We start from the raw sequence: 20716 nt of genomic DNA on the forward strand, positions 1-20716 counted from the left end.
ATTATTTTTATAAACTTTAAGATAAAATATTGTGCTTATTTAGCATTATTTTTTACAGCATTCATTTTTTAAAGTATTTCTACTATAGGCTATGAATCTTGGTATGTCATGATATTTTTTGGAAGTGTAAGTTACTATTTGACACATGAATGGTTCATTGAATATAGATAGAAATTATCTATATATGCGATAGATATTTCACCGTCCATTGATTGAAACATTCATCAAAGAGTAATAAAAAAAGAAATTTAAATCTGTATCAAAGGTATTTCCCCAAAAAGTTTTTCAACCAAGCAATCATCTCGAAAAAGCACATTGCTGAGGCAATCCGTACACACTTTTTTTGAAAGAAATAAAACATGTTGCAGCCTATCTATCCCCCTCAAAAAAATGCATTGCATCAATATGCAGAATTTTTATTAGAACTTGCCAATGGTGCCGACATTGAAAATCTTCATTCTTCATCTGCAGTTGGTAAATCACCAGATTTGAAAGTACTCTTAGGTGGACTTTTTAATGAAGGAACACTTCCCAAATTAGTACATAAACAAGAATTCAAAAAAGTCAACGGCTTTGAGGTGAAGGCGCCTGAAACATCGTTACCTTCGAAAGGCAAGTACTATGTTGCTCGCCCGGATTTACCCAAAAAATATTTGCAAACCGCCAACTGCCAAGAAGTAACTGATGAGCATTATTTGAAAATGGGATTGGTATTTTTAAATCCTGATGATGCAATTGCATACGCAAAAGCGATGTGCGGAATTGATCCAACAACACGTATATAAATTCATCAGTCAATCGGATGCTCATGCACTACAAACAGCAAGCTTGTAAACACAATGGCGCATAGATTTTTTTGATATGAATTTATACATCAAATGATATTATTTTAAATATTTAGGTCTCTTCCTAGTACAGAATAGATATTTAAGTGAGACACTTGGAAAAAAACAAAAGCATATTGCTGAGAGCGCAATAGATTACCAACCATTTTTCAGGAGTGAACATCATGCTTCAATCACTTGAACTTGCCCAAAAAAACGTATTGCAACAATATGCGGAATTTTTAATTGCGCGGGCCAACGATGCCAACTACACAAAGCTAGACATTTCCCTGGTACCAAAAAATGCCCACGACTTAAAGGTTCTTTTAGAGGAATTTTTAAAAGAGGCGAATTTACACAGCGAGATTCGCCAACCGCTGACAAAAGAGATCAATGGGTTTGTCGTGAGAGCACCTGAAACCGCATTGCCACCAAAATGCAAGTACTATGTGGCGCGTCCAGATCTGCCTAAAAAATATTTGCAAACTACCAACTGCCAAGAAATAGCCGATCAGCATCACTTGAAAATGGGATTGGTTTTCTTAAGCCAAGATGATGCAGTTGCTTATGCCAATGCCATGTGCGGAATCGACCCAGAAAAGTAGTTATGAAAAAACGGTTGCTCAATCACATAAATTGATCACCACATTACCCACGAGTTTGCCGGTCTCAACGGTTTCATGGGCTAGCGCAACTTGATCAAGTTTGAATTCAGCGCCAATGGAGTGCGTTAACTGGTGTTGTTTCAACATTTCTCCTAATTGCGACAGGCATACCGAGCGATCTGTAGGTGTCAAATCGTAGACCAGAAAAAAACTCAATGTGAATGAGTTAAAAAGCATGGGCCGAAAGCTCAGTGAAACTTCTGCTGGCTGGTTTGAACCGTAACACACCAGGTGGCCGTGAGGCCTCATAACACCTTGCCCCATCCATTGGATGGTGGTGGAAAAATCCATGTCGATGATGCTGTCAACACCTTTACCATCAGTCAATTCTTTGACCTTTGTCACCACATCTTCGGTTTTATAAAACACACAGTGATCGACACCAGCGGCTTTGGCGTGCTTAGCTTTTATTTCGGAGCCGACAGTTCCAATCACTTTGGCACCCTGTCGTTTGAGCATTTGCGTGACATAGTGGCCAACCGCAGAGGAAGCCCCAGTGACCAGCACTGTTTGTTGACTGACATCGCCCGCCAGTCGCACAGCCTGCAACGCGGTCAGGCCAGGAATACCCATACAGGCACCTGCTTGGTATGACACATCTTCTGGCAATGACACCGCTTGTGCACTGGGCAAACAAACAAATTCAGCAGCAGTACCCAGAGGTCTTTGCCATTGTGCGTTCCAAGTCCAGACGCGCTCACCTAAACGCGCCGTATCGACGCCATGACCAACAGCGTCAATAACCCCTGCGCCATCGCTGTGAGGAATGATCAGCGGTCCACCCAAGGGGCGCGCCATGCGTGACTTCACATCGGACGGATTCACTCCGCTGCAATGCAATTTAACCCTGACCTCACCTGCCTCAGGCTGAGGTGTTGGCTGCTCACCAACCACCATCACCTCTGCAGCAGGACCATTTCTCTCGTACCAAGCAGACTGCATGTTCATCATCCCATGTGTAGGCCACCGTTGCAGGAGAAATCTGCACCCGTGGTGAATCCGGATTCTTCTCCTGCCAACCAGCCAACGATAGAACCGATTTCTTCAGGCGTGCCTAAGCGCTTAACGGGAATAGTCGCGACAATTTTGTCCAGGATTTCAGGCTTGATGGCTTTCACCATGTCGGTACCGATATAACCAGGGCTCACGGTATTCACAGTCACACCTTTGCTGGCCATTTCCTGCGCCAAGGCCATGGTGAATCCGTGCATACCAGCCTTGGCAGCAGAATAATTGGTTTGACCCGATTGGCCTTTTTCACCATTCACAGACGAAATTTGGATGATTCGACCCCACCCCTTTTCCACCATGCCAGGTACCACTTGCTTGGTCACGTTGAACATGGCATTCAAATTGGTGTCAATCACGGACTTCCAGTCATCCGGTGTCATCTTCAAGAACATACGGTCACGCGTGATACCGGCGTTATTCACCAATACATCAATCACACCATGCTGATCCACGGCTTTGGTGAATGCTTGTTTAGTCGACTCCCAATCTGCCACATTACCCACAGACGCATGGAATGAATACCCAAGCGCTTCTTGCTGACCCAACCATTTGTCAAAGTCTCTGCTAGGGCCACAGCCCGCAATGACCTTGTAGCCCATTTTGTGTAAGCGTTGGCAAATAGCGGTTCCAATGCCGCCCATACCACCAGTGACGTAAGCGATTTTTTGACTCATGGTTTGTTTTCCTCAGATGATTTTGAAAAGGGATGCTCAGTTTGCTTTGGCTTTCACAAACCTGCCGGGTGCAGGTTCCATGGCTTTGTATTTTCCTCTGCCGTAACTTTTGGGAGCAGCGATTTTCTGCCCTGCATGTTTTTTCAACCATGCATACCAGTCAGTCCACCAGCTACCCGCATGTTCAGTGGCATTGTCGATCCAATCGTCAATAGAAGCAGGAAACTCTGCTGAGTTTGCTATCCAGTGACTGCGTTTACCGGCTGCAGGCGGGTTGATGACGCCGGCAATATGACCTGATGCACCCATCACGAATCGTTTGGGCCCGTTAAATACATGGGTAGAAGCATAGGCCGCGGTGATCGGGACAATATGATCTTCGCGCGAACCATAAATATAAATGGGCAGATCTAGCTTACGCAAATCTACTTTTTCGCCGCAAATCGCTGACTGTCCCGGTTTGATCAAATTATTTTCAAGGTAGGTATTTCGCAAATACCATGCGTACATGGGACCTGGTAAGTTGGTTGCGTCGCTGTTCCAATAAAGCAAATCAAAGGGGGGTGGCGTTTCGCCTTTGAGGTAATTGCCCACCACATAGCTCCACACCAAATCATTAGGGCGTAAAAAACTGAATGTGGATGCCATGTCCCGACCGGTCATCAAACCGCCTTGAGAAAACTGGGCTTCGCGGTACTGCACAAAAGCTTCATCAATGAATACGTCTAAAACTCCTACATCACTGAAATCTACCAACGTGGTCAACAACGTGGCACTGGCTACCGGATCCTCGCCGCGCGCGGCCAGCACAGACAGCGCACTGGTCAATAAAGTGCCACCGACACAAAAACCCAAGGCATTGATTTGCGGCATATTGCTGATTTGCCGCACCACTTCAATGGCTTGCATCACCCCTTTTTCCACATAATCATCCCAGTGGGTGTGATTCATACTCGCATCAGGATTGCGCCAACTCACCACAAAAGTGCGATGCCCTTGCTCGACCACATGGCGAATAAACGAGTTGGCCGGTTGTAAATCGAGGATATAAAACTTGTTAATACAAGGAGGCACCAACAAAAACGGGCGTTGATAGACCTTGGCTGTCAGTGGCTTGTATTCGATGAGTTGAAAAATCTCATTTTCAAAAACAACAGCACCCTCGCTGGTAGCTACATTTTTCCCCACCTCAAATTTGCTCTCGTCGGTCATAGAAACGTGACCCTGCTGCATGTCATGCAACATATTTTGCAAACCTTGAACGATGCTTTCGCCTTTGGTGTCTATGGCTTTTTGCTGGGCTTCAGCGTTGAATGCCAAGAAATTACTTGGAGAAGACGCAGCAATCCATTGCTCGATGGAAAACTTGATGCGGGCACGGGTTTTCTCATCTGTATCAACCATGTCGCTCATGCTTAGCAATGTGCGCGCATTCAACAAATACATAGCTGCAGTAAAAGCAGATACAGGATTGTGTTGCCATGCTTCTGCGGCAAACCGTCTGTCCTTGAGTACTGGATTAGATTGCATACCTTGTTGCCACAATTGCTTCATTTCTTCAGCATAATCCGCTTGAAGCTTTGCCAGTTGGTCTGCAGGGAAACTCAGAATGGGTAGTGACTTCATGTTTCTTAGTATGTGGGTATTTAAGAATCATCTTAAGCGATGAACCCCAACAAATCACTGACAAACATCAAACTAATGCAATAGCTGCGGCAAACCTTCCACTGACTCGGTCACGGCGATGTGAAAAATACAAATCCTTTTGTGTGACCGTGCACCACACAGGGGTGCTGTCATTGCCTTGAATCTCCTCTACACCTGACTGATGCAAGCGGTGACGGGCAATACCAGCCAGATCAGCCAAATATTTTCCTGGCTGTGCCGCTTGCTTGAACCAAGCCGTTGCGGTGGCGTCTTCCAAACACAATGCCGCCCTCACCTCTTGACCAACTTCAAACGCCGACGGGCCTATGCAAGGCCCCAACCAAACCCTTAACTCTTTCACTGACCCGAAAGCCGCCAGCATGTCCAGTGTGGTTTCCAACACCCCAGATGCCAAGCCACGCCAACCTGCATGGGCGGCAGCTACCACACGGGCTTGGGGCTGGTAAAAAAGCACGGGCAGGCAATCAGCCACCATGATGGTGCAGGCCAATCCAGTCTTTGTGCTCCAACAAACATCCGCCTCAGGTGTTTCATGCTCGGTCGTGTGATCAATACAAACCAGTTGTGTGCCATGCACTTGTCGCATAAACACTGGCCTGACGCCCCATGTCTTGGCCACACGGCGCCGATTTTCGGTGACTTTGGCGGGGTCATCGCCCACATGGTCACCCAGATTCAAGCTTTGGTAGGCGCCAACCGAAACACCGCCCTGACGGGTACTGCCATACAGGCGGGCGCCTGGCCAATCAGGTAGTTCAAGCTTCAAAGTCAGGGCAAGCACTGGGCTGTGATTGTTGGAAAGCGGTCAGTTCCATGCAAGCATTGAAAACAGACATGGTTTTGTCTAGTCCCGTGAAATCCACCTTGAACCGTTGACCATTGAATATCTGCGGCACCAAAGCACAATCAGCCATGGTTGGCGAATCGCCATGGCAGTAAGAGCCCGCAGGCGAAGCACTGAGTTGTTTTTCAAAAGCCAGTAAGCCTTGGCGAACCCAATGTCTGTACCAGACGTTTTTGCTTTCCTCATCCAGTTTCAGGGTATGGCTGAGGTATTTCAACACCCGTAAATTATTTAAGGGGTGAATTTCACTGGCAATAGACTGCGCCAAAGCCCTGACCCTGGCCCGTCCAGCCGCATCCTTGGGCAATAAAGCTGGCAATGGGCGGGTTTCTTCCAGATACTCAATGATTGACAGCGATTGCGTCAAGCGCAATCCATCAATTTCAAGCATGGGTACAAGTGCATCGCTATTGAGTTGAGTGAAACTGTCTTGCAACTGCTCACCTTTGGCTAAATGGATTGACAAATAGTCATAAGGCAAGCCTTTCAGGGCCAAGGCTATCCTGACCCTGAATGAAGCAGATGATCTGAAGTAATTGTGAAGTTTCATGGCCTTAGGATAACGCTGTTTAGTGCTTTCAAGATTGGGGTGAAGACTCACCTAAACTCACGTCATTGTTGCAGCAGACTGATTCAAACTTTCACCCACTTATGACGCATACAGGCCAGGTATCCATCAAACACTGCAAAAACTGCGGCTCTGCTGTGGTGAGGCGTTTGCCCGACGACGGTGACACGCGCTTGCGTGCTGTCTGTCCGTCTTGTCACACCGTGCATTATGAAAACCCGTTGAATGTGGTGGGAACGATTCCAGTATGGGAAGACAAAATACTACTTTGTAAACGCAATATTGAGCCTCGCAAAGGGTTTTGGACCTTGCCAGCAGGTTTCATGGAACTGCGCGAAACCCTGGCTGAGGGTGCTGCCAGGGAAACCGATGAGGAAGCTGGCGCAATCATAGAAATGCAGGACTTGTTCAGCATCATTGATGTTCCCCGCGTAGGACAGGTGCATTTCTTTTTTCGGGCTTCATTGCAAAGCCCTGTATTCAACCCCGGTCACGAAACCCAGGAAGCCTGTTTGTTCAACGAGGCTGACATTCCTTGGGACGATCTGGCCTTTAGAACGGTCAAAGAAACATTACGTTGTTATTTTTCAGATCGCGCCAAAAACAACTTTGAGTTACATACCCTGTCAATCAACTGAAATAGTTGCTTATTTCGAACCCAGCCCCATGCTGCGGGTAATGACTTCTTTCATGATTTCATTGGTTCCACCATAAATACGCTGCACACGCGCGTCAGCGTATGCACGTGTGATCGGATATTCCCACATGAAGCCACTGCCACCGTGCAGTTGCACACATTCATCCATGACTTTGCACTGCAAATCGGTTGTCCAATATTTCGCCATACTGGCCGTGGCTGTGTCCAGCTTATCCTGCATCAATAGTTCTGTGCATTTGTCAACGAATACACGAGCGATCTGCACCTCAGTTTGTAATTCAGCCAGCTTGAACCTTGTATTTTGAAATGAAGCAAGTGGTTGACCAAATACCTGACGCTGTTTGACAAAGTCCAGCGTCCATTCAATGGCTGATTGGGAAGCCGCGACTGCACCAATAGCAATTTGTAAACGCTCCCAAGGCAACTGCTCCATCAAACAAATAAAACCTTTGTTAAGAAAGTCGTTGCCCCCAAGCAAACTGTCTGCGGGTAATCGAAGGTTATCGAAAAATAATTCGCATGTGTCTTGTGCTTTTAATCCCAGTTTATGCAGAGGTTTGCCTTTGCTAAAACCTGTTGTCCCTGCTTCGAGAAGGAAAAGGCTGGTTCCTTTGGCGCCTGCCGAAGGATTCGTTTTGGCAACCACGATGACCAGATCCGAATGCCACCCGTTGGTAATGTAAGTTTTGCTACCGTTCAATACATAACTGCCATCGGCTTGTAGGCTCGCTGTCGTTTTGATACCCTGCAAATCACTGCCTGCTGAAGGCTCTGTCATGGCGATAGCACCAACCATGGCGCCACTTGAGAGAAGCGGCATGTATTTGTCTTTTTGAGCGATTGTTCCATAGTGCAAGATATAAGGTGACACTATTTCTGAATGCAAACCAAAACCTATACCGCTGAACCCGGCAGCACTCAGTTCTTCGATTTGGATCACTGAAAACAATTTATCCGCGTCCGCGCCACCGTATGCTGACGGCATACTCATATTCAGAAAGCCAAGTTCACCTGCTTTTCGCCACACAAGCTTGTCCACATAGCCTTGTTGTTCCCAAGCTGCGTGAAAGGGAGCAATTTCAGCATCCATGAAGCGGCGAAAACTGTCACGAAATGATTCGTGATCCGTGCTGAAAAGTGTTCGTTCAATCATTTGTTTCTCACTTCAAAATACTATGGGAAAACCCTAGAGTTGATCTTCTTATAATTTCGATTTTTCTGTACGGGAGTTCCCTCATGACCTGGCAACAAATATACGACCCAATGGGTAGCATGGTTTTATCCACTTTATTGGCTGCTGTACCTGTTGTAGTCATGTTAGTGGGTTTGGGTTTTTTGCATATGAAGGCGCATATTGCAGCAGCTGCCGGGCTGATTGCAGCTTTGCTTGTAGCCGTATTCACCTATGGCATGCCAGTCAGCATGGCTGCAAATGCAGCCCTGTTTGGTGGCCTCACTGGCTTGTTGCCCATCGGCTGGATCGTGCTCAATATTATTTTTCTGCATCAGCTGACCGAACAAAACGGTAGTTTCAAGATTTTGCAAGACTCTATTGCGGGCATTACGGAAGACCGTCGACTGCAATTACTGTTGATCGCCTTTGCTTTTGGGGCGTTCTTCGAGGGTGCTGCCGGCTTTGGTACACCTGTTGCAGTCACCGCCGCTATTTTGATTGGCCTGGGATTCTCGCCCTTGGCTGCCTCTGGCCTGTCACTGATCGCCAACACAGCACCCGTCGCATTTGGCGCCTTAGGCACGCCTATTTTGACCTTAGCGAAAGTGCATGGATATGACGCCATGGCAGTCTCAGCCATGGTCGGTCGCCAATTGCCCTTTTTCTCATTGCTTGTGCCCTTTTGGCTGATTTGGGCTTTTGCCGGTCGACGCGCAATGATGCAAGTCTGGCCTGCTATTTTGGTCACAGGCGCCAGTTTCGCCATCATGCAATTTTTGGTTTCCAACTACATAGGCCCTGAGTTGGTTGACGTGATCGCGGCTGTGGTGTCAATGTCATGCTTGGTCGCATTTTTAAAGGTCTGGCAACCCGCTGAAATTTGGAGATCCGTGTCTCTGAAGGGCCATGAAGTCGATGGCGGCGATGCCCAACCGACCTCCCAAGTTCACCCTACACATTCCCGCGCAGACGTGATTCGCGCATGGATGCCCTGGGCGATTTTGACGGTATTCATTTTTATTTGGGGACTCCCACCCGTCAAGGAATTCTGGAACAGCATTTTTGCGCCCAAGTTTCCTTTGGAAGGCTTACACAATCTGATTGAAAAAATACCGCCTGTGGTGCCTTCACCTAAAACAGAAGCTGCTATTTACACACTGAATCTTTTGTCTGCCACAGGCACTGGCATTCTGTTGTCTGCCATTGTGGGCGGTCTGGTCATGAAGTACAACCCATTGCAATTGGTTCGTATCTTTTTCAATACCTTGTGGTTGGTGCGTTATTCACTGCTTACCATTGTGCTGATGCTTGCACTGGGCTCACTGACACGCTATTCCGGAACAGACACTACCCTTGGTTTGGCATTTGCCAACACCGGCGTGCTGTACCCGTTCTTTGGCACCTTGATGGGCTGGCTGGGTGTCGCATTGACAGGTTCCGACACGGCCTCTAACGTACTTTTTGGTGGTATGCAAAAAGTCGCGGCCGAGCAACTTGGTCTGTCGCCCAATTTAATGGGTGCGGCCAACAGTTCGGGCGGTGTGATGGGCAAGATGGTGGACGCACAGTCCATCGTCGTGGCATCCACTGCCACGCGTTGGTTCAACCATGAAGGCGAAATCCTGCGTTATGTGTTTTTCCATTCCATCGCATTGGCTTGTCTGGTGGGCATATTAGTTACCTTGCAAGCTTATGTATATCCATTTACTTTGATGGTTGTCCATTAAGCCTGAGGCCAGCAGCAACCGTCCCGGTGACGGTTGCCAATGCTCAAGTTTTTACTTCCGGTGTCGACCATTTGTGGTGACTATTTGTCATCCATTTATCCAAGGCCGCCCATGAAGAACCTCACTATTTCAAGAATCTTGGCACTGCTGCTGATCATGTTGATCGGCTGTGTCAATCCTCGCCAGGCCAGCATGGAAGCGGTTCCCTACCAAGTAGTCATGGGGTCCAGCAATTACGGATACCCGCAATCTCAAATGCAGTTGGTCAGTTCTGTTTATGGTGACCGTTTCGAGGCCAGACACAGCCGATTGAAATACCCTGAATGCATGTCAGGCTCATTGGACGTGGTTGAGTTCTCGGGCTACTTAGACAGCAGTGCCCTGTCAGGAATCAACAGCCTGTTACAGAATGTGAAACCTTGTATTCGAAAAAATGGTATTCGCTTGGTGACTCCCGTTTATATGAATTCGGCTCAAGGTGAGTTAATGCTTGGCATTCAATTGGGGCAATGGTTTAAATCACAATCGCTTGAATTGATTGTGACCGAAGGCCAGCAATGTGAATCAGCATGCGCCGTGGCTTTTTTGGGTGCGGCTTATAAACGGGTTCAAGCCAATGGCCATGTCGTTCTTCATTTCAATGGAGAACTTGGTCGAGGTTTTGACTGTGCCCGTTCTACAGATATGATGCCCTTGAAAAACTACTTGATGTCCATTAAAGGTAATCCATCCGGTCAAGCCTTGTATAACCAGGCGTTAACCTATTGCAGAAACGGAAAAGGTTGGGATTTGTCTTGATATGCCAGTGATAGTGATAGCCAACCCCAAAGGGGGTTCTGGAAAATCTACCCTGTCGACCAATGTGGCGGGCTATTTTGCTTCGCGCGGAAATTCCGTCATGCTGGGAGATGCAGACATACAGCAATCCTCGCGCTTATGGCTGAATTTACGCCCTGCTGAAACCAACCGTATCTCTACTTGGGAGCTTCAAGCCGATCTGGTCTTAACGGCAAAGCCCCCACGCGGGACCACCCACGTCGTGATCGACACGCCAGGTGGATTGGGAGGGTGGCGGTTCAAGGAAGTCATCTCTAGGGCTGACAAATTGCTTATTCCCATCATGCCCAGCATATTTGATATGTATGCGTCACAGGCGTTTATTTCACAAGTACATGAAATAACCAAGCTTGGAAAAACCAAATTGGGCATCATCGGAATGCGGGTAGACGAAAGAACCATTGCGGCCGGTAAGTTACGTGAATTCATGGCGGGTCTTAATGTACCCATCATCGGCTATTTACGCGATACACAGTATTACCTGCACTTGGCTGCCCATGGCTTGAGTCTGTTTGATATCACACCAAGCAAGGTTGAAAAAGACTTGCAACAATGGCAAGTCATATGCGATTGGCTTGAAAGCTAATTACTTGATAAATTCCAATATGGCTTGTGCCACTTTCACAGGCGCTTCCCTTTGAGGGAAATGTCCAACGCCAGGCAATAGTTTTCTTTCATAACGAGATTTAAAAAACTGCTCTTTTTGGGCGGAAGTCGCTGGCAAACTGACGCCATCTTGTTCTCCGTGCAACATCAATGTAGGCACGTCAAGTAAAGGGGCAGGAAACAGCTTTTTTTCATCTGCATCGTAATAAGGGTCAGACGGCGCATGGCCCCACCTGTGCTGGTAAGAATGCAGGGTCACTTCTGCCCAATCAGGCGTATTGAATGCCATGGCGGTTTGTTCGAATTCGTCAGGCAAATACCAACCGCTGGGTGCCCATGTATCCCACATGCGTTGAGCGAACGCTTTACCGTTTTCACGAACTGTTCGCTTACCGCGCTCTGTGGCCATGAACCAGTGGTACCAGTACAGCTGGGTTTGCTCCATGCTCAAAGACTGAGACGGATCATTGGTGCCATACCCTACTGAAATCATCACCATATGACTGGCAATGCCAGGAAGCAATCCGCAGGCATTGGCTACCGCACGGGCCCCCCAATCGTGGCCTACCAATACAGGTTGCTCCAAATTCAAACCATGGACAAAATCGATCATGTCTCTGCCAAGCGCAGCTAACTGACCGGTTCGAGGGGTAGATTCAGACAAAAAAGTGGTGGGTAAAAAGCCTCGCAAGGCAGGTGCAATGACCCTGTAACCAGCATCAACCAAATGTGGCACGACATGATGCCAGCAACGCATACTGTCAGGCCAGCCATGGACCAAAACGATACAACGTTTGGCATCCGGATTCCATTCTCGATACCCTATGCGCAATAAAGGGCTTTCTATAAAGTTCATTTGCATGTCAAATTCACCTCAGTAAAGGACCGCGCAAGCAGGCAATGAGTTGGATATTTTTTAAAACCGTACCAAATTTGGTCTTGTCCCAGAGAGAAGGTTTGGGAAGGTTGATGAGTTTGGCGCCGGTTTGCATTTGTCCTTCGTAACCATAAACTGCCAGATACCTGTATCGGTTATGGTCACAGTCAAACTCCACCCATTTCGCGACTGACAACACATCTTGAGCGGTGGGATTACCGAAATTTGTCAACATCCAAATGGTTGAATTTCGGTTTTTATTTTGTACGAGTGTTGATTTGTCTAACAACACCGTATCACCGTCTGCGCTTGACAAATACGTCCACTCCGCTTGGGCAATCGCTGGTATAAAAAATCCAGACAAAGACAAAACAACGCTTAAACAACGCATCTCAATGAGTCAGTTAGTGGAAGTCAACAAATGATCAATGCGGCGCTGCAGGCAAACGAGGAACCTTAGCAAAATCCTCGGGAATGTTACCTGTCAGAGACTCCAAAAAACTGACAATTTGCATCACATCGTCATCTGACAATTGCTTGCCCAGTTGCAGTTGAGCCATCACACGAACCGCTTGCGGCAGGGTAGCAACTGAGCCATCGTGAAAATAAGGCGCGGTCACAGCCACATTGCGCAACTGAGGGACCTTGAACATGAAAGCGTCTGCCTCGTTCTTGGTGTCATGGAAGCGACCTTTGTCGTAACCGTTGAAAGCGTCCTTAGGGGTACTGCCAGTGACTGTCCAGTAATCCTGGGTAATGCCGAATTTTTGATACGACTGGCCACCCACAGTCACACCGTTATGACATCCAGCACATCCCACATTGATGAATTTTTCCAATCCCAGTTTGGCCGTTTTTGACAAAGCTTGGGCATCGCCTTTTAAAAATTTATCAAAAGGTGAAGGTGTTAATAAGGTCCGCTCAAAAGCACCAATAGCCTTGCTCCAATTTTCAACACTCACCGCTTTTTCATCACCAGGATAGGCCGCTTTGAACAAAGGCTCGTAGCCCAGTTTAATCAACTTGGTTTCAACTTGCTCATTCGAAGTGTTTCCATACGCTACAGGACTGAGCAATGCTTTGAACGCTTGCTCTTCTACAGTCGCCCTGTTTCCACCATAGTGCTGCGCCATCAATAATGAAGTGTTGAAAACGGTGTGCGCGTTTCTGGGAAGAACTTTGCCGTGGATACCAACAGACAATGCCAAGGCATCTGCGCCGTGATAGGCGGGGTTGTGACACGTGGCGCAACCTAATCTCCCATCTGAGGAAACGCGAGTTTCAAAAAATAAGGCTTTACCCAGAGCAACTCTTGTGGGTGCGAGTTCACTGTTATCCAGTGCAGAAGATGCGGGCAACGGCTTGAACAGCGTATTTGCTTTTTCTATCAGTGCCTTGTCTGCGTTGTCAGACAGTGCAGGCAAAGGTAAAGACCACGCAAGAACAAGAGACACAGAAACGATGGAAAACCCGGTGAGCCATACATTTGAATTTTTCATAAGTACCTCTAAAACAAACCCACAATATTGCCATCTGCATCAATATCGATGGCATGCGCTGACGGAATTTTAGGAAGCCCTGGCATGGTCATGACATCACCACAAACCAAGACGACGAATTCTGCACCCGCTGCAAGGCGGACTTCACGAATATGTAATGTATGACCCGAAGGCGCACCAAGCGCTTTGGCATCGGTGGAAAAAGAATACTGGGTTTTGGCAATACAAACAGGGTAATGGCCATAACCCTGTTCTTGTAATTTATCTATCAATGTCTTGGCTTTGGCATCCGCTGAAATACCTTGTGCCCCGTAGATTTTGCGGGCAATCGTTTGAGCTTTGTCCCACAAACTCTCTTTTTCATCGTAAACATATTGAAAGTGGTTAGGCTGATCACACAAAGCAACAACTGCATGCGCAAGATCCACCGCACCCGCACCGCCTTGCGCCCAATGTCTGGCAACGACCACCTGAACGTCATAGGCGGCGCAAGCTTTTTCCAGCATGGTTATTTCTGCGGGAGTGTCTTCGGTTCTGTGGTTGATAGCAACCACGCAGGGCAAACCATAATGTGTACGAATATTGTGCAAATGCTTTTGCAAATTGACCATGCCTTTTTCAAGGGCGGGTAAATTCTCTGTGCCCAATTCCTTGACAGCGACACCGCCATGGTATTTAAGCGCTCGCACAGTGGCGACCAGAACCACTGCTGAGGGTTTCAAATCAGCTTTTCGACATTTGATATCAATGAATTTTTCAGCGCCTAAATCTGCACCGAAACCAGCCTCAGTCACGACGTAATCAGCCAACTTGGCGGCGGTTGTGGTGGCAACCACAGAATTGCAACCATGCGCGATATTGGCAAACGGACCACCATGAATAAAGGCCAAATTATTTTCTAACGTCTGGGCAATATTGGGCGCAAAAGCATCTCTTAGCAAGGCGGCCATGGCGCCATGGGCCTTCAGATCACTGGCTAAAACGGGATCGCCATCGGTGTTGTAGGCCACCACAATGCGGCCTAAACGTTGCTTGAGATCTGCCAAACTGGTTGCCAAGCAAAAAATCGCCATGACTTCAGAGGCCACCACAATATCAAAGCCATCCTCTCGGGGCACACTGTTGGCAGTACCTCCCAAACCAACAACCATTTGACGCAAAGCACGGTCATTCATATCCATGACCCGCTTCCAACTGATGCGACGGGTATCAATCTTCAGTGAGTTGCCGTGATGAATATGGTTATCCAGCATGGCTGACAACAAGTTATGCGCTAAGCCAATGGCACCAAAGTCACCTGTGAAATGCAGATTGATGTCTTCCATGGGAACCACCTGAGCCATACCGCCACCGGTCGCACCACCTTTCATACCAAAAACGGGTCCCAACGAAGGTTCACGCAAACATATCAAACTTTTCTTGCCTATTTTGCAAAGCGCATCCCCCAGACCGACCGTGGTAGTGGTTTTACCCTCACCTGCAGGCGTGGGAGAAATAGCGGTAACTAAGATAATTTTGCTGTTATTTTTAGGCTGTAAATCAGCAATGTATTTCAATGACAATTTGGCTTTGTGGTGACCAAAAGCATACAAATGCTCGTCAGATATGCCAAGTTGACTTTTCACCAGTTCTGGAATGCGTTTTAATGTTGCAGCTTGCGCAATCTCAATATCACTTTGCATCTTCATTCAACCAAAAAAATTAAACGCGTTGAGTTTACGCCAGAGACAACTGTTACTGTCACAGGGTTGGCCCGAGTATGAACGCATTGCAAGATGCAGGCCATGCATAAACAATCACAGGTTGCCTAAGGCAATAATAGGCCATTATCAGGAGTACGCCATGAAAAGTCTCTCAGCCTTATTGGTTATTTTCTTCGTTGCTCCAGCTTGGGCGCAAAATTCACTGCAAGTGGAATTCCGATGGAATATTTCACACCATTGCTCCAACACCTCGCCGGCATTGAAATTAAAAAATATACCGCCCGGAACCACCAGTCTCAAAGTTCAATTAGTTGATCTAGACAACCACAAGCAAGACCATGGTGGCGCATTGCTCACAAAGGCAGATGGTTTTTCAGCTGAGCATGTCATTGAACCAGGTGGCCTCGACAAATACAAAGGCCCTTGTCCGGAAAATTTCACTACACTCGGCCACGAATACCAATTCAATGTCTCAGCCCTGAACGCAGAAAACAAACTGTTGTCTAGTGGGTCTGCCAAGGCTACTTTTTCGGCTAAGTTTGTCATTCTCCAAGGTGTCATCGGTAACCAATAACGCCATACCAACATGAAACAATCTTCATTTACACTCGTCACCGGAGGTGCCAGTGGCATCGGTGCAGCCTGTGTCTCACATTTGATTGATATTGGACACAATGTGCTCGTGATGGACCTTCCCCATTCGGAATCGGTCTGCCACGAGAAAGCATCAGGATTTTTGGCCTGCGATGTCACTGACGAGCAAGCACTCAAGTCCAAACTGCAAGAGATAGAGACACGATTCGGCCCCGTAGATTGCATCGTCAACAGCGCGGGTATATTACAAAATCGGCTACCACCAGATCAACTCAGCATGTCAGAGTGGGAACGCGTCTTGAATGTAGATTTCAGAGGCACTTATCTTTGCTGCACATTGTTTGGCCATGCGATGGTCAAGCGCGGTCATGGGGCCATCGTCAATCTCGCGTCTATCGCAGGCATGCGTTCAAACCCTTTACACGCCTATGCACCTGCAAAAGCCGCGGTCATTTCTATGACCGCGGGTTTGGCTGCGGAATGGGGACGCACCGGTGTGCGTGTGAACGCTGTTTCGCCCGGATACACCAGAACTCAAGCCCTGCAAGCTGCCATTGACCGGGGAGACCGAGACCCCAAGGATTTGATGTCTCAAGCAGCCATGGGGCGACTTGTCGAACCCCATGAAGTGGCTTTTGCAGTGGCTTTTTTGCTTTCCCCACAAGCCACTGCGATCACAGGCATCAATCTTCCGGTTGACGCAGGATGGCTTGCTGGCTCTACATGGCAAACCTATGGCGGGATACCTGCTACATGAACAAACGTCAATGCCCCATCACAAGATGAAAATTTGTGACAAATAAAAAATTGTCAGGGTCAGCTAAAGGTGAAGATTTATTGTGTGATGCCACAAACTTTTTGAAGAATCATCTCTTCAACAGTGCCTTCTTTGATTTTTTTCCATTGACCACTGCCCTGCTGTTTGGCAAGCAACTGGCCTGTCGCCATACCGCCCCGAAAAGCGGCTATTTGCATTACCCTTGAACTTGTATTGGCGCAGTCATATTCCTCGACGGAGCGAAAAGATTTTGTACCTTGAGAATTGGCATTTTCTAATTCGTTCAAAATCCAAATACGCTTAAAACTATCAACCACCGTGATAGTCTCAGGATCCCAAAAAAATTGAGATTTGTCTTCATCTGTATGCAACAAAGTCCACTCGGCATGACTGGATATACAAACCAATGAAAATATTAAAGCAAGTTTTTTCATATTGAACATTGATTTAAAAAAGGGCTAGTTCCTTGTGAGAACTAACCCTTAGTCAGTATGGTCGGCGTGGCGGGATTCGAACTCGCGACCCCTTGCACCCCATGCAAGTGCGCTACCAGGCTGCGCTACACGCCGAAATTAGGTTGCATTATAGCTGTGCCTTGCTAATATTTAATCGAGAAGCCCGCGGATTTCAAATAATTCCTGGCGCAGAAGCTGTAATCTGTAGACGCCATTTTCGGAGAGATCTGTCACCCAAGGATCATCAACTTTGACATCACCCATTGCCAGATTGTCTTCAAGTTCTTCCAAGCCATTGAGCATGACCTCTCCCGCCCGCTTTTTATCCCGTTCGGTTTGCACCAGTTCTTGCAACTTATTTCGAGCACCGCTGATCGTAAAGCCTTGCTCGTAAAGCAGATCTCGGATTCGGCGAATCATCAAAACTTCATGATGCTGGTAATAGCGACGATTGCCACGTCTTTTCATGGGGCGAAGTTGCGTAAATTCCTGCTCCCAATAGCGAAGCACATGTGGTTTCACACCACATAAATCGCTTACTTCACCGATAGTGAAATAACGCTTGGCTGGAATGGAAGGGAGAGAATTCTCCATGAAAACAATCAGTTAGATAGGGCTGTAGAGGTTACACGAAGACTGCGTTCATTCAAAGCATATCGACATGAAAAAACCAAAATTTAATCAAAAAAATGAAATAGACCAACACTGGCAATTATTCACAGCGCCAAAGCAAGCGCTTTCAAGAAAAAAATGCAAATAAAGTTTTCTTATTCAGATGTTTCAGTTGACACACCCTGAATTTGCTCTTTGAGTTTTTGGCTTGCATGAAAAGTCACAACCCTGCGAGCTTTGATAGGAATGGTTTCCCCAGTGCGTGGATTTCGACCCGGACGGGGGGCTTTGGTACGGATTTGAAAATTACCAAAACCGGAAATCTTGACATCTTGTCCTTCAACCAATTGCTTGGAAATCAGATCAAAAAAAGCATCAATCATGTCCTTGGATTCACGTTTGTTCAATCCAATCTGCTGAAAAAGCAATTCTGCAAGTTGAGCTTTGGTCAAAGCAGGAGTTTCAATGGTTTCGAACGACAGATTCATTTGAATAGTTCCTTCAAGTGCGCAATCTTGCTGAAAGTTTGCTAACTAAGTTTTCCATGACAGATTTCATTACCGATTCAATCTGCGCTTCGGTCAATGTATGTTCATTTGCGCTTTGCAGAAAAAGTCTAACAGCCATACTTTTCTCACCGATCGTGACGGCAGAATCTGGTTTAAGAGGACGGTAAATATCAAACAATACCGCATTTTTTAACAACTGTTGCGTGGGTGAATCCTTGATACAAGATATCAATTGTTCATGGGTGACAGATTCACTCACCACAATCGCCAGATCTCGTTCAACAGGATGCAAACGTGGGATCGCTTGACTTTGTGGGACTTGACGGTCAAGAACGGCGTCAAATGAAAGCTCAAAAACGACGGGCGTCAAGGGGAAACCCCATTCTTGACGCCATTGAGGATGTAATTCACCTATCCAGCCCACTGCTTTGCCATTTTTCTCTATGCGTGCAGATCGTCCTGGATGCAAAGCTGGGTGTTTGGCGGCAATAAATTGCAGGGATGGACTGGACATTAAATGGCAGACATCTGCTTTGACATCGAAAAAATCGACTGACTTGTCTTTTGCATTCCATCCAAGGGGTTGTAATGGCCCATATGCGAGACCAGAGAGGTACATAGGTTGCTCTATGCCTTTGACGGTTTGTAGCCCCTCCTCCACTGTATTGTTTTTCTTGAATACTCGACCTAACTCAAAAATCCTAACGCCATAGGCTTTGCGGTCAAGATTAAATTTAGTTACTTGCAGCAAAGAGCCAATCAGCGAAGAACGCATGACACTCATTTGACTGGCAATCGGATTGAGTAATTGAATAGGATGGGGATTTCCAGCCAGCGTATGCTCCCAACCAGCTTCTACAAAACTGAAATTGATAGTCTCTTGGTAGCCTAAATCAGCTAAATGGCGACGCACTGAAAAACTATTGCGACGGCTTTCAGACATTAACTTGGGCGTGATGGGGGCACTGGGCGGAGTTGCGGGCAACTGATCAAAGCCCACCATGCGGGCGACTTCTTCGATCAAATCTTCCTCGATCTTTAAATCAAAACGGTAACTAGGTGGCGTGACAGAGATGACGTCAGACGATTCTTCAACTGTTAAACCCAAACCCTTCAAGGCATCAGACATGACTTGCTGGCTAAGTTGGGTGCCAAGTACTTTGTTGGCCCGACCCACACGCATGGATACCGATTTAGCAGTGGGCATATTTAAAATTTGATCATCAACAGGACCTATTTGAGTTGCAGGTGTCTGGCAAATTGACGATATCAAAGCAGTAATATGTTCTATGTGCTCTGTAGTTCCTGCTGGATCTACACCGCGTTCAAACCTGTACCCGGCGTCAGTGGAAAAATTAAAACGACGTGATCTTCCTGCAATGGCAGTCGGCCACCAAAAAGCGGCCTCTACATATATATCAGTGGTTGTTTCTGACACAGAGGTGGCGGCGCCGCCCATGATACCGGCCAACGATTCGACTTGATGTGCATCTGCAATCACGCCTACCTTGTCGTCTAAGGCCACAGTTTGCCCATTGAGTAATTCAAGCGATTCACCCTTGTTACCCCAACGAACAGTCAATCCTCCATGAATTTTTTTCAAATCAAATATATGCGTTGGTCGTCCGAATTCAAACATCACATAGTTTGAAATATCTACTAAAGGGCTGACGCTGCGCTGCCCGCAGCGGGACAGACGCTGAACCATCCATTCTGGTGTTTTGATATTTGTGTTCAAGCCCCGAATAATTCGACCACTGAAACGGCCACAAAGATCAGGCGCCTGCACGTCTACTTTCAGCAGTTCATGGGTATTGGGTTCAACCGCCTTGAATGTGGGCGATAACAAAGGACTGCCAGTGAGTGCGGAAAGTTCTCGCGCTACACCAAAAACACTTAAACAATGAGCAAGATTCGGGGTTAGTTTGAGCGTAAATAATGCGTCGTCTAAATTCAAATGCTCACGGATATTTAAGCCTGGTTTGGCCTCTGCTCCAAGCTCGTATAAGCCCTGAGCATCTTCTGAAATTTTCAATTCACGAGCAGAACACAGCATGCCCTGACTTTCAACGCCGCGCAACTTACCCAGCTTAATCAATATAGGTTTACCATCTTCTGCAGGTGGCAACTCAGCGCCAACCAAAGCACAAGGCACTTTGATACCGGGCCTTGCATTGGCAGCGCCACAAACAATAGACAATGAATCAGCTTTGCCAATATTGACTTTACAAATCTTTAGACGATCTGCATCAGGGTGTTGTTCAACAGATAATATTTCACCAACCACCACCTGACTGAAAAACGGCGACACAGTTTGAATATCTTCCACTTCTAAGCCGGCCATGGTCAAGGTGTCAGCCAATTGCTGCGTATTGATGGGCGGGTTGCAGAATTCGCGCAACCAGGATTCAGGAAACTGCATGAACTTGCCTT

General features: G+C 47.1%; 22 protein-coding genes and 1 tRNA gene. 8 read left to right on the forward strand and 15 right to left on the reverse strand.

From position 1 onward, the window contains the following. The first annotated feature begins 359 nt into the window (after positions 1–359). Together AC9UG7_RS01630 and AC9UG7_RS01635 are read left to right on the forward strand one after the other, a co-directional pair. Positions 360–785 carry a hypothetical protein gene (locus AC9UG7_RS01630; RefSeq protein ID WP_509583439.1) on the forward strand — a complete coding sequence of 142 codons (426 nt, stop codon included), beginning with the start codon at positions 360–362 and terminating at the stop codon, positions 783–785. A 224-nt stretch (positions 786–1009) separates the two neighbouring features. Continuing rightward, a complete protein-coding gene (locus AC9UG7_RS01635) occupies positions 1010–1429 on the forward strand; it encodes a hypothetical protein (protein WP_509583441.1) in 420 nt (139 codons plus the stop codon). Between the two features lie 18 nt (positions 1430–1447). Here the strand turns inward: AC9UG7_RS01635 and AC9UG7_RS01640 are convergent, their stop codons facing one another. From AC9UG7_RS01640 to maiA, 5 genes are all read right to left on the reverse strand, one after another. Next, positions 1448–2437: an NADPH:quinone reductase gene (locus AC9UG7_RS01640; protein WP_509583447.1), complete on the reverse strand. Its 990-nt coding sequence runs from the start codon at positions 2435–2437 to the stop codon at positions 1448–1450. Further along, positions 2437–3174, reverse strand: coding sequence for an acetoacetyl-CoA reductase (gene phbB / locus AC9UG7_RS01645; RefSeq protein ID WP_509583449.1), 738 nt, complete (start codon positions 3172–3174; stop codon positions 2437–2439). Before phbB ends, AC9UG7_RS01640 begins: the two co-directional genes overlap by 1 nt. Before the next feature lie 36 nt (positions 3175–3210). Further along, complete coding sequence (gene phaC, locus AC9UG7_RS01650; RefSeq protein ID WP_509583451.1) at positions 3211–4800, reverse strand: class I poly(R)-hydroxyalkanoic acid synthase; 1590 nt, start codon at positions 4798–4800, stop codon at positions 3211–3213. Positions 4801–4867: 67 nt separating this feature from the next. Further along, on the reverse strand, positions 4868–5623 hold the full coding sequence (pgeF, locus tag AC9UG7_RS01655) for a peptidoglycan editing factor PgeF (RefSeq protein WP_509583453.1): 756 nt from the start codon (positions 5621–5623) through the stop codon (positions 4868–4870). Continuing rightward, a complete protein-coding gene (maiA, locus tag AC9UG7_RS01660; RefSeq protein WP_509583455.1) occupies positions 5598–6236 on the reverse strand; it encodes a maleylacetoacetate isomerase in 639 nt (212 codons plus the stop codon). The genes pgeF and maiA overlap by 26 nt, the downstream gene beginning before the upstream one ends. Positions 6237–6337: 101 nt before the next feature. Here maiA and AC9UG7_RS01665 point away from each other — a divergent pair, with 101 nt between their 5' ends. Beyond that, the gene (locus AC9UG7_RS01665; RefSeq protein WP_509583457.1) at positions 6338–6892 is read left to right on the forward strand and encodes an NUDIX hydrolase; all 555 of its coding nucleotides are present in this window, start codon (positions 6338–6340) and stop codon (positions 6890–6892) included. 9 nt (positions 6893–6901) lie between these two features. Here the strand turns inward: AC9UG7_RS01665 and AC9UG7_RS01670 are convergent, their stop codons facing one another. Next, the gene (locus AC9UG7_RS01670) at positions 6902–8065 is read right to left on the reverse strand and encodes an acyl-CoA dehydrogenase family protein (RefSeq protein WP_509583459.1); all 1164 of its coding nucleotides are present in this window, start codon (positions 8063–8065) and stop codon (positions 6902–6904) included. Between the two features lie 83 nt (positions 8066–8148). Here AC9UG7_RS01670 and AC9UG7_RS01675 point away from each other — a divergent pair, with 83 nt between their 5' ends. The 3 genes from AC9UG7_RS01675 to AC9UG7_RS01685 all read left to right on the forward strand — a co-directional run bounded on the left by AC9UG7_RS01675 (position 8149) and on the right by AC9UG7_RS01685 (position 11236). Beyond that, positions 8149–9813 carry an L-lactate permease gene (locus AC9UG7_RS01675; RefSeq protein ID WP_509583461.1) on the forward strand — a complete coding sequence of 555 codons (1665 nt, stop codon included), beginning with the start codon at positions 8149–8151 and terminating at the stop codon, positions 9811–9813. Between the two features lie 111 nt (positions 9814–9924). Beyond that, positions 9925–10611 (forward strand): hypothetical protein, encoded by a 687-nt coding sequence (locus AC9UG7_RS01680; RefSeq protein ID WP_509583463.1) that lies wholly within the window; start codon positions 9925–9927, stop codon positions 10609–10611. 1 nt (position 10612) lies between these two features. Further along, on the forward strand, positions 10613–11236 hold the full coding sequence (locus tag AC9UG7_RS01685; RefSeq protein WP_509583465.1) for a ParA family protein: 624 nt from the start codon (positions 10613–10615) through the stop codon (positions 11234–11236). Here AC9UG7_RS01685 and AC9UG7_RS01690 read toward each other — a convergent pair whose 3' ends face one another. The 4 genes from AC9UG7_RS01690 to AC9UG7_RS01705 are packed head-to-tail and all read right to left on the reverse strand — an operon-like array spanning position 11237 to position 15314. Further along, on the reverse strand, positions 11237–12118 hold the full coding sequence (locus AC9UG7_RS01690) for an alpha/beta fold hydrolase (protein ID WP_509583467.1): 882 nt from the start codon (positions 12116–12118) through the stop codon (positions 11237–11239). 7 nt (positions 12119–12125) lie between these two features. Beyond that, a complete protein-coding gene (locus tag AC9UG7_RS01695; protein WP_509583469.1) occupies positions 12126–12524 on the reverse strand; it encodes a surface-adhesin E family protein in 399 nt (132 codons plus the stop codon). A 34-nt stretch (positions 12525–12558) separates the two neighbouring features. Further along, the gene (locus tag AC9UG7_RS01700; protein WP_509583470.1) at positions 12559–13632 is read right to left on the reverse strand and encodes a cytochrome-c peroxidase; all 1074 of its coding nucleotides are present in this window, start codon (positions 13630–13632) and stop codon (positions 12559–12561) included. Positions 13633–13640: 8 nt separating this feature from the next. Next, positions 13641–15314: a formate--tetrahydrofolate ligase gene (locus AC9UG7_RS01705; RefSeq protein WP_509583472.1), complete on the reverse strand. Its 1674-nt coding sequence runs from the start codon at positions 15312–15314 to the stop codon at positions 13641–13643. 160 nt (positions 15315–15474) lie between these two features. Here AC9UG7_RS01705 and AC9UG7_RS01710 point away from each other — a divergent pair, with 160 nt between their 5' ends. Both AC9UG7_RS01710 and AC9UG7_RS01715 read left to right on the forward strand, forming a co-directional pair. Further along, positions 15475–15909, forward strand: coding sequence for a YbhB/YbcL family Raf kinase inhibitor-like protein (locus AC9UG7_RS01710; RefSeq protein ID WP_509583474.1), 435 nt, complete (start codon positions 15475–15477; stop codon positions 15907–15909). Positions 15910–15921: 12 nt separating this feature from the next. After that, on the forward strand, positions 15922–16686 hold the full coding sequence (locus tag AC9UG7_RS01715) for an SDR family NAD(P)-dependent oxidoreductase (protein ID WP_509583476.1): 765 nt from the start codon (positions 15922–15924) through the stop codon (positions 16684–16686). A gap of 77 nt (positions 16687–16763) precedes the next feature. Here AC9UG7_RS01715 and AC9UG7_RS01720 read toward each other — a convergent pair whose 3' ends face one another. The 5 genes from AC9UG7_RS01720 to pheT form a co-directional block, all read right to left on the reverse strand. After that, positions 16764–17141, reverse strand: coding sequence for a surface-adhesin E family protein (locus AC9UG7_RS01720; protein WP_509583478.1), 378 nt, complete (start codon positions 17139–17141; stop codon positions 16764–16766). Positions 17142–17199: 58 nt separating this feature from the next. Continuing rightward, positions 17200–17276: transfer RNA gene (locus AC9UG7_RS01725), tRNA-Pro, on the reverse strand. Between the two features lie 36 nt (positions 17277–17312). Continuing rightward, the gene (locus tag AC9UG7_RS01730; protein WP_509583479.1) at positions 17313–17756 is read right to left on the reverse strand and encodes a MerR family transcriptional regulator; all 444 of its coding nucleotides are present in this window, start codon (positions 17754–17756) and stop codon (positions 17313–17315) included. Between the two features lie 173 nt (positions 17757–17929). Further along, the gene (locus tag AC9UG7_RS01735; RefSeq protein WP_509583481.1) at positions 17930–18262 is read right to left on the reverse strand and encodes an integration host factor subunit alpha; all 333 of its coding nucleotides are present in this window, start codon (positions 18260–18262) and stop codon (positions 17930–17932) included. A 13-nt stretch (positions 18263–18275) separates the two neighbouring features. Then, entirely contained in the window at positions 18276–20705 is a 2430-nt protein-coding gene (gene pheT / locus AC9UG7_RS01740; RefSeq protein WP_509583483.1) for a phenylalanine--tRNA ligase subunit beta, read from the reverse strand. Positions 20706–20716: the final 11 nt, after the last annotated feature.

Origin of the sequence: Limnohabitans sp., from assembly GCF_046052765.1 — a bacterium.
Taxonomy (GTDB): Bacteria; Pseudomonadota; Gammaproteobacteria; order Burkholderiales; family Burkholderiaceae_C; genus Limnohabitans.